The organism is Iodobacter sp. CM08 (genome assembly GCF_033446605.1).
Lineage (GTDB): Bacteria > Pseudomonadota > Gammaproteobacteria > Burkholderiales > Chitinibacteraceae > Iodobacter.
In genome coordinates, this window is record NZ_JAWQUO010000101.1 from 1 (window position 1) to 1,045 (window position 1,045).

The window sequence follows — 1,045 nt, forward strand, 5'->3', positions numbered from 1 at the left end:
GCTCTGTCTGCGTTAACAGTTGAAATACGTTCTTCTCGCTATACTGAAATATAGGTCGCAAGGAGAAAGCATCATGAAATCTTCTGTATTTCACGAATGGATGAAATCTTTGCCGCAATTGAGTCACGTGCAGCGGATTCATCTACTCGAAGCGCTCAATTTATCGATCAACCAAGATGAGATCGCTTCCAGTCTTGAAGAGAACAACGTACCGCAGTGCAATCGCTGCGGCGGCTCACACTATTACCGCTGGGGGAGGCAAGCGGGATTGCAGCGTTATCGTTGCCGTGATTGCCGACATACCTATACCGTTTTATCCGGCACGCCGCTGGCACGACTGCGACACAAAGACCAATGGCTGCAATACAGCAAAGCCTTGATTCAGGGGCTAACTGTTCGTGCCGCAGCCACTGAATGTGGGGTACACAAAAACACGAGCTTCCGTTGGCGGCACCGTTTTTTGACGCTCCCTTCGCGCCTTAAACCCCGATTATTACAAGGTATCGTTGAGGCTGATGAGACCTATTTTCCTTTGTCTTTCAAGGGATCACGCCATCTGCCACGTCCCGTACATCGGCGCGGGCATGCGCTCCGAAAAAAAGGGACGGGCAAAGATCAAGTCCCCGTTTTGGTGTTACGCAATCGGCAAGGAGTTACCACCGATTTTAAATTACTCGTTGCGAATACGAAGAGTATCGAGCCGGTACTGTCTGCTGTTCTGGCTCCTGATGTCATGCTGTGCAGTGATGGCGCGGCGGCCTATCGTTTGGCAACAGCACACTTAGGCCTCAGCCACTGTGCCGTGAATCTCAGCCAAGGCATCCGTGTTCGAGGGGCTTATCATGTGCAAAATGTGAATGCATATGATAGTCGACTCAAAAATTGGATGACTCGTTTTCATGGCGTGGCCACCAAATACTTGGAAAGCTATTTAGGCTGGCGGCGATGGTTAGACCGCGCAGGCCAAAATATCACGGCAAAATCAGGGATTGAGCAGGCGATAGGAAAAAATATCCTTTTCAACTATTAATGCAGACAGAGCCTT

At 49.9% G+C, this 1,045-nt stretch carries 1 pseudogene; it reads left to right on the top strand.

Features of this window, described 5'->3' with window-relative positions:
* Positions 1-73: 73 nt before the first annotated feature.
* Positions 74-1,045, top strand: a pseudogene (locus R6242_RS22250) (IS1595 family transposase); the annotation flags it as partial.